The organism is Spirochaeta dissipatitropha, assembly GCF_054657935.1.
Window position 1 is genome coordinate 100,278 of record NZ_BAAHXT010000012.1, and the last position, 8,699, is coordinate 108,976.

The 8,699-nt window shown below is 45.3% G+C and carries 7 protein-coding genes; 6 read left to right on the plus strand and 1 reads right to left on the minus strand.

The features are described 5' to 3' along the window. The first annotated feature begins 29 nt into the window (after positions 1-29). Genes ACYQ2L_RS13835 through ACYQ2L_RS13845 form a run of 3 tightly spaced genes read left to right on the plus strand, consistent with a single transcriptional unit; the run spans position 30 to position 3,460 of the window. Complete coding sequence (locus tag ACYQ2L_RS13835; RefSeq protein WP_460056854.1) at positions 30-1,157, plus strand: glycosyltransferase family 4 protein; 1,128 nt, start codon at positions 30-32, stop codon at positions 1,155-1,157. Next, positions 1,138-2,403 (plus strand): Vi polysaccharide biosynthesis UDP-N-acetylglucosamine C-6 dehydrogenase TviB, encoded by a 1,266-nt coding sequence (gene tviB, locus ACYQ2L_RS13840; RefSeq protein WP_460056857.1) that lies wholly within the window; start codon positions 1,138-1,140, stop codon positions 2,401-2,403. Before ACYQ2L_RS13835 ends, tviB begins: the two co-directional genes overlap by 20 nt. A 4-nt stretch (positions 2,404-2,407) precedes the next feature. Continuing rightward, positions 2,408-3,460, plus strand: coding sequence for an NAD-dependent epimerase (locus ACYQ2L_RS13845; RefSeq protein ID WP_460056860.1), 1,053 nt, complete (start codon positions 2,408-2,410; stop codon positions 3,458-3,460). A 293-nt stretch (positions 3,461-3,753) separates the two neighbouring features. Here ACYQ2L_RS13845 and ACYQ2L_RS13850 read toward each other — a convergent pair whose 3' ends face one another. Further along, complete coding sequence (locus ACYQ2L_RS13850; RefSeq protein ID WP_460056862.1) at positions 3,754-4,992, minus strand: ATP-binding protein; 1,239 nt, start codon at positions 4,990-4,992, stop codon at positions 3,754-3,756. A gap of 135 nt (positions 4,993-5,127) precedes the next feature. On the opposite strand from ACYQ2L_RS13850, the gene ACYQ2L_RS13855 reads away from it, so the two are divergent. The 3 genes from ACYQ2L_RS13855 to ACYQ2L_RS13865 all read left to right on the plus strand — a co-directional run. Continuing rightward, on the plus strand, positions 5,128-6,396 hold the full coding sequence (locus ACYQ2L_RS13855; RefSeq protein ID WP_460056865.1) for a GumC family protein: 1,269 nt from the start codon (positions 5,128-5,130) through the stop codon (positions 6,394-6,396). 1 nt (position 6,397) lies between these two features. Next, complete coding sequence (locus ACYQ2L_RS13860) at positions 6,398-7,873, plus strand: SLBB domain-containing protein (RefSeq protein WP_460056868.1); 1,476 nt, start codon at positions 6,398-6,400, stop codon at positions 7,871-7,873. 80 nt (positions 7,874-7,953) lie between these two features. Beyond that, positions 7,954-8,699, plus strand: a 746-nt coding sequence (locus ACYQ2L_RS13865) for a glycosyltransferase family 4 protein (protein ID WP_460056871.1), incomplete at its 3' end; no start/stop codon positions are given.

Below are 8,699 nucleotides of genomic sequence, written 5' to 3' on the forward strand. Positions count from 1 at the left end.
TATAAAATTAAATATGTGAATGGAGAATAATGAAAATACTATTATCATCAAATTCAAGTTGGTATTTGTATAATTTTCGCTCAGAATTAATTAAACGTTTTTTATCTTGTGGTCATTCAGTAATCTTGATAGCTCCAAATGATCTATATTCCGAAAAATTAATTCAAGGTGGAGTAACCTATATTAATATTAATATTAATAATAAAGGTTTGAATCCCATATTTGAGATTCAAACAATCATTAGATATATTTTGAATTATTACAAGTGCAGACCTGATGTAATCCTACATTTTAATCCAAAGCCAAATATATACGGATCAATTGCAGCTAGCTTTTTAAGTATTCCATTTATAAATAATATATCAGGATTGGGAACTGGTTTTTTAGCCAGCAATTTTTTGAAAAATGTAATATTAAAGTTATATAAATTTTCTCAAAGAAATGCTGTTAAAATATTTTTTCAGAATAATGATGATAAAGATTTGTTTATCAAAAAACGAATTGTTAAATCAAATAAATGTGATCTGATGCCTGGAAGTGGTGTTAATTTAAAACATTTCTTCCCTACATTTACTACAAAAAAAACGGCAGAAGAACCTGTACACATTAATTTCTTATTTATAGGAAGGATCATTAAAGATAAAGGTATTTATGAATTTATTGATGCGGCCAAGATTTTAAGGGAGAAAATAGAATACTCAAACTTCCAAGTTTTAGGTTATATAGATTTTAATAATCCAACAGCAGTAAGTAAAAGAGAATTTCAGGAATGGATAAGTGATCGGACTATTGAATATTTAGGTAAGACAGATGATGTTCGCGAGTATATCTCTAATGCTGATTGTGTTGTATTACCATCTTATCGCGAAGGTACTCCTAGAACTTTGTTAGAGGCTGCTGCGATGGGAAAACCAATAATTGCCGCAGATTCTATTGGTTGTCGTGAACCCATTGATCATGGGGTTAATGGTTATTTATGCATCCCTAAAAATAGTATGGATTTGGCAGCCAAAATGTTTGACTTTATTAAATTAACTGATGGAGATAAGGAGAAAATGGGTAGGGAGGGCAGGAGAAAGATGGAAGAAGAATATGATGAAGAATTTGTTATAAAGAAATATATAGAGGTGATAGGAAATGTTAAAACAAAATCATGATATAGCAATTATTGGGCTAGGTTATGTAGGTCTTCCACTTGCTGTTCATTTGGGTCAAAAATATAAGGTTACTGGTTTTGATCTCAATTTGAAAAGAATTGACGAATTAAAATCTGGATTGGATCGTACACAGGAAACCTCAAAGGAGGAACTTGCTTTAGCCAATAAGCTATCATACACAGCAGATCCTCATGATATAGCTTCTAGTAATGTGTTTATCATTACAGTTCCTACTCCAATAGATAAACACCATAAGCCAGATCTTTCTCCACTTATATCGGCAAGTACTACCGTAGGTAAGTTATTAAAAAAAGGTGACATTGTTATATATGAATCTACTGTCTATCCTGGATGCACTGAAGAAGTTTGTGTTCCTCTTTTGGAGCAACACAGCGGATTGATTTTCAATAACGATTTCTACTGTGGTTATAGCCCAGAAAGAATCAATCCAGGAGATAAAGAACATACCGTAACGAAAATTCGAAAAGTGACTAGTGGCAGCACTCCAGAAATTGCTCAGGTGATTGATGATTTATATAAATCAATTATAACCGCAGGAACATATAAGGCTTCATCCATCAGAGTCGCTGAAGCTGCCAAAGTTATTGAGAATACTCAACGTGATCTTAATATTGCATTTGTAAATGAGCTAGCTTTAATATTTGAGAGAATTGGTATAGATACTAGGGAAGTACTTGCCGCTGCAAGCACAAAATGGAACTTTCTTCCTTTTCAGCCAGGACTTGTTGGCGGGCATTGTATCGGTGTGGATCCCTATTATTTAACCCATAAAGCTCAGGAAGTTGGTTATCATCCAGAGATAATTTTATCTGGCCGCAGGTTAAACGACAATATGGGAGCTTATGTTGCCGAACAAACTGTAAAAGGCATGATACAAAAAGGCCATACCATACTAAATGCAAAGGTTCTCGTTCTCGGTATTACCTTCAAAGAAAATTGCCCTGATATTCGGAACTCTAAAGTCATTGATGTTATCCGTGGAGTTGAGGATTTTGGCTGCACGGTAGATGTTTATGATCCGTGGGCCGACACTGAAGAGGTGAAACGCGAATATGGGCTCAATCTAGTTTTAACTTTACAGGAAAATTCCTATATGGGTATAATTTTGGCTGTTTCTCATAAAGAGTTCCAGGATTTAAAATTATGTTCTCTCCTTACTGAAAATGGGTTTGTATATGATGTAAAGGGGTACTTACCAAAAAATCTTGTCGATAAGAGGTTATGATATAATGAAAATTCTTGTAACGGGTACTGCAGGTTTCATAGGCTCCCACTTGGCTCACTATCTGCTTAATAGGGGAGACCAGGTTGTAGGATTGGATTCTATTAACGACTACTACGATGTCACTGTAAAGAATGGTCGATTAAAACGTGCTGGTATACCGATTGAATCAATTAAATATGGACAATTATTAAAAAGTACAAGTAACCCTGAATATAGTTTTGTGCAATTGAAATTGGAGGATCGGGAATCATTATTCTCTCTGTTTCAAACTGAAAAATTTGATGCTGTCTGCAACTTGGCAGCTCAAGCAGGAGTTCGCTATAGTCTTGTCAACCCATATGCTTATATAGATAGTAATATCACTGGTTTTTTAAATATACTTGAATCATGTCGTCAATTCAATGTCAATAACCTAAGTTATGCATCTAGCTCTTCAGTATATGGTTTAAATGAAACTATGCCTTTTTCAACTTGTCATGGCGTAGATCATCCTGTTAGCTTATATGCCACTAGCAAGAAAAGTAATGAACTCATGGCACATACATATAGTCATTTGTTTGGCATTCCAACTACTGGTTTACGTTTTTTTACTGTCTATGGCCCATGGGGCAGACCGGATATGGCATTATTCCTTTTTACTAAAGCTATTCTTGAAGGTAAAACCATAGATGTATATAATTTCGGTGAAATGAAACGGGATTTCACATACATTGATGATATAGTCGAAGGAATCGTCAGAGTTATTGATAATCCGCCAAAAGGAAATCATAACTGGTCGGGAGCTACTCCTGATCCCGGTTCTGCAAAAGATCCTTACAAAATCTACAACATAGGTAATGGGAGCCCAGTTAAACTCATAGATTTTATCCAGGCCATTGAAAACGCTATTGGTAGAAAAGCAACAATGAACTTTTTACCTTTACAACCAGGAGATGTACCTGCTACATGGGCTGATACAACTGATTTGGAACGGGATATGGGGTATAAACCTAGCACGCCAATACAAAAAGGGGTTAGTAATTTTGTTGAATGGTACCGAGATTTTTATAATATTTAACAAATTTACTAACCTAAATGTTATGTAGCCTGTTTGTTCAAACTTTCGAATTAATTACGGTAATACATAAAGTCATGATACATGTGTAAGCGTCCGGTGAGCCCCGCCCCAACGCGTTAATTTGCGAAGCCGCTGAGATACAGTGCTCCGTGGTCAGTCTTGGATTGGGTCGATGAACTGGGGCAAAAGTGCTCGATAGTCTTCTGGTGTAGACGCTGTTTCTATTTGGTGAATTGAAAATTTTTAGTGTACGATAAACATCTGTCGTGACCTGTTCGATAACACTGAGTGGCTTACAGCAGCAGCTCCAGTACACGCGAGGCTTTATAATGCGGTGCAAACCAGATAGTGCAGTCTTCGTACATCACGCTGTGTTCAGCCCCATTGTACAGAACTACGGCCTGTCTAACCTCGGGGTATAAAGCGAGGAATGCGCGGAGTCCTTTGGGTATTTTGCCGGCTGACCACGAGGTTTTTACCTCTATCGGCAGAAGCTGCCGGTCCTTTTCCAGTATAAAATCGACTTCCTTGCCGTCGCTGGTACGCCAGTATTTCAGTTGGAAGCGGATGTCCATCTGCTTTTTCAGCTCCCAGTAGACCAGCTGTTCATGCAAAGTACCGATGTCTGTACGCAGTTGTGCCGGACGGAAATCCTGAATAATGCTGTTTATTATACCCTGATCATATAAGTAGTACTTGCTGGTCTTGGTAAGCTCTTTGCCTTTGTTGTTATACAGCGGTAATACCTGCGACAGTACAAAAGTACCACCAAGAATCTCCAGATACTTGTCGATCTGCCGGGTAGATACACCGCTTGTACGGGACAAGCTTGCCTTCTGCAGCATCGAGCCGTTATGCAGTGCTAACCAGCGCATCATGGTATTGAACGAAAGAATTGATTCTTCGTTCAGAAATGATTTTATGTCCTTCGCAATGTAGGTTTCGTATATCCCGAACAGATATTCCCGCTTCTCCAGGTCGCTGTCGGAACTGCTGATCCCCGGCAAGCCGCCGTAGCGGATAAACATATCCAGTTTCTGCCGATAAGCCTCAGCCTGGTCAACGGGATCGGTAGTGTCTATGGACGATATCCGGGCAAGCTCGGGGCTTGTACCCCCCAGCCATTCAGACAGCGAGAGCGGGTAAATTATATGCTGTCGCTTGCGTCCAGCCAGTGATTCCTTCAGATGGGATTGAATATCAAGCGAAGATGATCCAGAAGCAAAAATCTTGATGTCCGGATTAAGATCGTATATTGCCTTGAATACCGAAGAAATATTGCGGCAGTACTGAAATTCATCAATAAAAAGCAGATTGGTTTTGACCTGACGGATAAAGCTGGTGTAGCCCTGTTCGAATAGCGCCAGATGAAGCGGATTCTCCAGATTATACCATTCAGACGGCTGCGAAATACGCTCACGTAGAAGCTGCATAAGGGTTGATTTCCCGACCTGGCGGCTGCCAATGAGAATACTAATGCTACGTGCATCAGCCTGCTCGTACAAACTTTCAAATTGATTCCGTGGATACATCAAGTAATTATAATCACTACCGTGAGAAATATCCAGATAATTCTCACGGTAGCGTAAGAAACATCTGGTTGTTCCGCTTTTACCGGACACGTATTTTCATATATACTGTCCCCCCTGAACATAGGAGAATTATTTATGTCTGATCCCCAACAGAATACTACAGCCACTGCAGAAGACGAAATCAGCCTGGTCGACCTGGCTGCAGTCATGTGGAAACACAAGAAACTCATTATAGGCATACCCTTTCTGGTAGGCCTGGGAGCAGTTCTGTATGCCGTTGTCTCCATAATGCTTCCTCCCGAGCGCAGTCCCATGCCGAATGTCTACCGACCCCAGGCCCTGGTGCTCATGGGAGATGCCGGCGGCAGCCAGAACGCTGCTCTGGCTGCCCTTGCCCAGTCCGGCATGGGAAACCTGGCAGGACTGGCTGGAGTTAGCGGTGGTGGAGGACAGGGAGAACTTGCCCGACAGCTCCTGCGCGGCAACACCATAGTCGACCGCATTGTCGAGGATTTTAACATAATCGAACGTCATAATATTACTGACTCCTCCCGTGACAACTCCCGTAAGCTCATACGCGAAAAGACCAGCATAGATTTCGAGCCTACCACCGGCATTATAAGCATAAGTTATGAGGACATAGACCCGCAGTTTGCCAGCGATGTTGTCAATCGCATGGTGGAACTCCTTGACCGTCGTTTTGCTACCATTGGCAGTAATCGCAACCTGCGGGAGGTCGAGCTGCTGGAGGGCAAGCTGGCCGAGGTCGAAAGAGAAATTGCTCGTTTCGAGGAAGAAATAAAGGCCTTTCAGCGCCGCTATGGCACTATAAGCCCCGAGGCTTACGCCACCGAACAGATACGCATATTGGCGGAGATGCGGGCTCGTTTAATCAACAAGGAAATTGAACTGCAGACCTACGGGGAATTCGCGCGGGTTGACGATCCAGTTGCCGGACGCATCCGCATTGAGCGAGACCAGCTGCAGATGGCCATTGCCGAAATGGAGCGCCGTTACTTCGGCGGGGGTAGAAGCCTGCCCGGAGACAGCCTCCTGGACGGCATAGACCCCCAGGACATACCCGAACTCTCCATTCAGTTCGGACGTATGGAGCGTGAACTGCGGGTTCAGGCCCGTATTTTCGAGGTTCTGACCCAGCAGTACGAAATAGCCCGCCTCTCGGCAGATGGAGAAGCCATGCGCATGCAGATACTCGAACTCTCCGAGCCGCCCCAGCTCAAGGCCGGCCCCAGCCGGGCTATTATGGTCATTGTGGCTACCTTTGCATCCGGCTTCCTGGCCGTCTTTCTGGCATTCTTCCTGGAGTTCATTCAAGGACTGAAGAACGACCCCGAGGTTGTCAGCAAGTTCAGAAAAGCAAGCAATGAAAAGAGAGGCTGGTAATATGCGAAAATCAATCTTCAAAAGCATACTGATTCTTCTGGTAATTTCCCTGCTGGGTCCCCTTGTACTGCTTGCCAATGACAGTCCCGATGATAATCTCAGTGCCGAACAGCAGCGTCGGGTAACCCTGGCTACCACAGACCCCGAGTACCCGGTAACCCCCGGTGACCTCTACCGTCTGCGCTTCATGCCCGGCAGCCAGACCGCCAGCCTGGACATTGTAATCCAGAATGATTTTACCGTTGAACTCGGTGTGGTCGGCAGCTTTTCCGGACGCGGCATGCTCTACGGCGAACTGCGCAGTGAAATCCGCCGGCGTGTAAACGCGGCCTACCCCGGAAGTCAGCCCGCGGTGCAGATTATCTCCACCGGAATCTTTACCGTTCCGGTAACCGGCGAGGTGGATTCAGCCTACCGCCGGGAATCCTGGGGACTGACCCGCTTGAGCAGTCTAATCTCTGGCCGCCTGAGTGATCAGGCCAGCATCCGCGACATCGAAATAATCTCTGCCAACGGCACTTCCCGCCGTTATGACCTCTTTCTCGCCCGCCGATTCGGAGAGCAGAATCAGGATCCCCTTATCCGGCCCGGTGACCGGGTCATTGTTCATCCGCTGGAACGCCAGGTCAGCATACAGGGCAATGTGCAGCGTCCTGGAAGCTATCAGCTGCTCCCCGCTGAGGGACTGGATGAATTAGTCAATTTGTATGGAGGTGGTCTTCTGCCCTTGGCTAATCCCCAGGAAGTCCGGCTCAGCCGACGCCTGGACAATGAAACCGGTCGGGGTGACGAACTCTACCTTGATCTCTCGCAGGAGAGCCTTGAATCGGTCAGCCTTGAACACATGGACTCAGTCTACATTGACAGCATTGAACGACTGCGACCCTTCGTGTTTGTTGAAGGTGCAATAGGCTCTGGTGTCGGAGCCGATGGACGTGAAACGAGACCGGAGAGCAGCAATACTATAGAGCTACAGATGCGCCCGAATACCAGACTCTCATCGGTAATCAGACGCGTCGAGAATCAGATTACAGATGTATCCGACCTGGAGAATGCCTACATTCGTCGTAACGGTGAGCGACTGCCGGTTAACCTTCGTCGCTTTCTCTTCCAGGAAGGTGGTCTGGACGATGTCATCATGCAGCCGGGAGACGCAATAGTCATTCCCTTCAAGCAGCGCTTTATTACCATAGGCGGGGCAGTCAACAGCCCTGGACGCTACCCCTACATAGAGGACCGTGACTGGGAGTACTATGCCATGCTTGCCGGTGGCATAGACCGTGACCGCAATAGCTTCAACAATGTGCAGATCCGCGGCATAGACGGGACCAGGCGCTCCAAGTCGGATCCCCTGCAGCCCGAGGACAGCATCTTCGTGCGCAGCGACAACCCGATCCACATACTCATTCGCACCGGTCAGATTGTAGCGCCTATTGCCTCTACCGCGGCACTTATAATCAGTTTATTGAATATGTAGAATATCTATAATCAGCTATGGAATACTGGTAATTAATCTACAAAACTACTATAGTCCACAGCATGGTTGGAGAATTTAATATGATGCACGTGGTGCCGGCATTCCTGTCGGCATTTTTTCTGAATCTGGCGATTACTCCCGTAGTAATCGCAGTCGCCCGGCGCAGGGGCTGGTATGATGAACCCGGTGAGCGTACGGTACACACCGTCCCGGTCCCCAGACTCGGTGGTGTCGGCTTTGTCTTCAGCATTCTGGCAGTCGGTCTCGTCATTTCTATTGCCTATAAATTGCAGCTCAGCCCGCGCTTTGGCTTTGTCGTAGCTGGGCTTGTAATGTTTCATCTGGTAGGCCTTGCGGATGACTTCATGCAGTTCCGCGCAGTGATCAAACTGGCGGGGCAGCTCTGTGCCTCGGTCCTCCTGATTGCAGGGGGAATGGTCATAAGCCGGATTGCAGTTCCCTTCAGTGACAGCGTCATTTCGCTCGGAGCCCTCGGGCCCATTCTGACACTCGTCTGGATCGCCGCAATCAGCAATGCAGTAAATTTAATGGATGGACTCGACGGTCTGGCCGGCGGCATAGCAATTATTGCCTTCGGCTGCATGGCCGTTTTTTTTGGGCTGCAGGACATTTACCCCGAGTTCCTGTTTCTCATGGTCTCGATCGGAGCCCTGCTGGCATTCCTGTACTACAATCGACCCAAAGCCGTTATTTTTATGGGGGACGGGGGCAGTCTCTGGCTCGGTGCACTGGTCGCCATTCTGCCCCTCATGGGCGGAGACCGATCCCTGTTCAGCAGCAACGCTTTCCTGGCCCCGACACTGGC

Bases quoted from the DNA above. Each gene is read 5' to 3' on its own strand.
- ACYQ2L_RS13860 (WP_460056868.1), top strand. From the start codon at position 6,398: ATGCGAAAATCAATCTTCAAAAGCATACTGATTCTTCTGGTAATTTCC.
- ACYQ2L_RS13845 (WP_460056860.1), top strand. From the start codon at position 2,408: ATGAAAATTCTTGTAACGGGTACTGCAGGTTTCATAGGCTCCCACTTG.
- ACYQ2L_RS13855 (WP_460056865.1), top strand. From the start codon at position 5,128: ATGTCTGATCCCCAACAGAATACTACAGCCACTGCAGAAGACGAAATC.
- tviB (WP_460056857.1), top strand. From the start codon at position 1,138: ATGTTAAAACAAAATCATGATATAGCAATTATTGGGCTAGGTTATGTA.
- ACYQ2L_RS13850 (WP_460056862.1), bottom strand. From the start codon at position 4,992: ATGTATCCACGGAATCAATTTGAAAGTTTGTACGAGCAGGCTGATGCA.
- ACYQ2L_RS13835 (WP_460056854.1), top strand. From the start codon at position 30: ATGAAAATACTATTATCATCAAATTCAAGTTGGTATTTGTATAATTTT.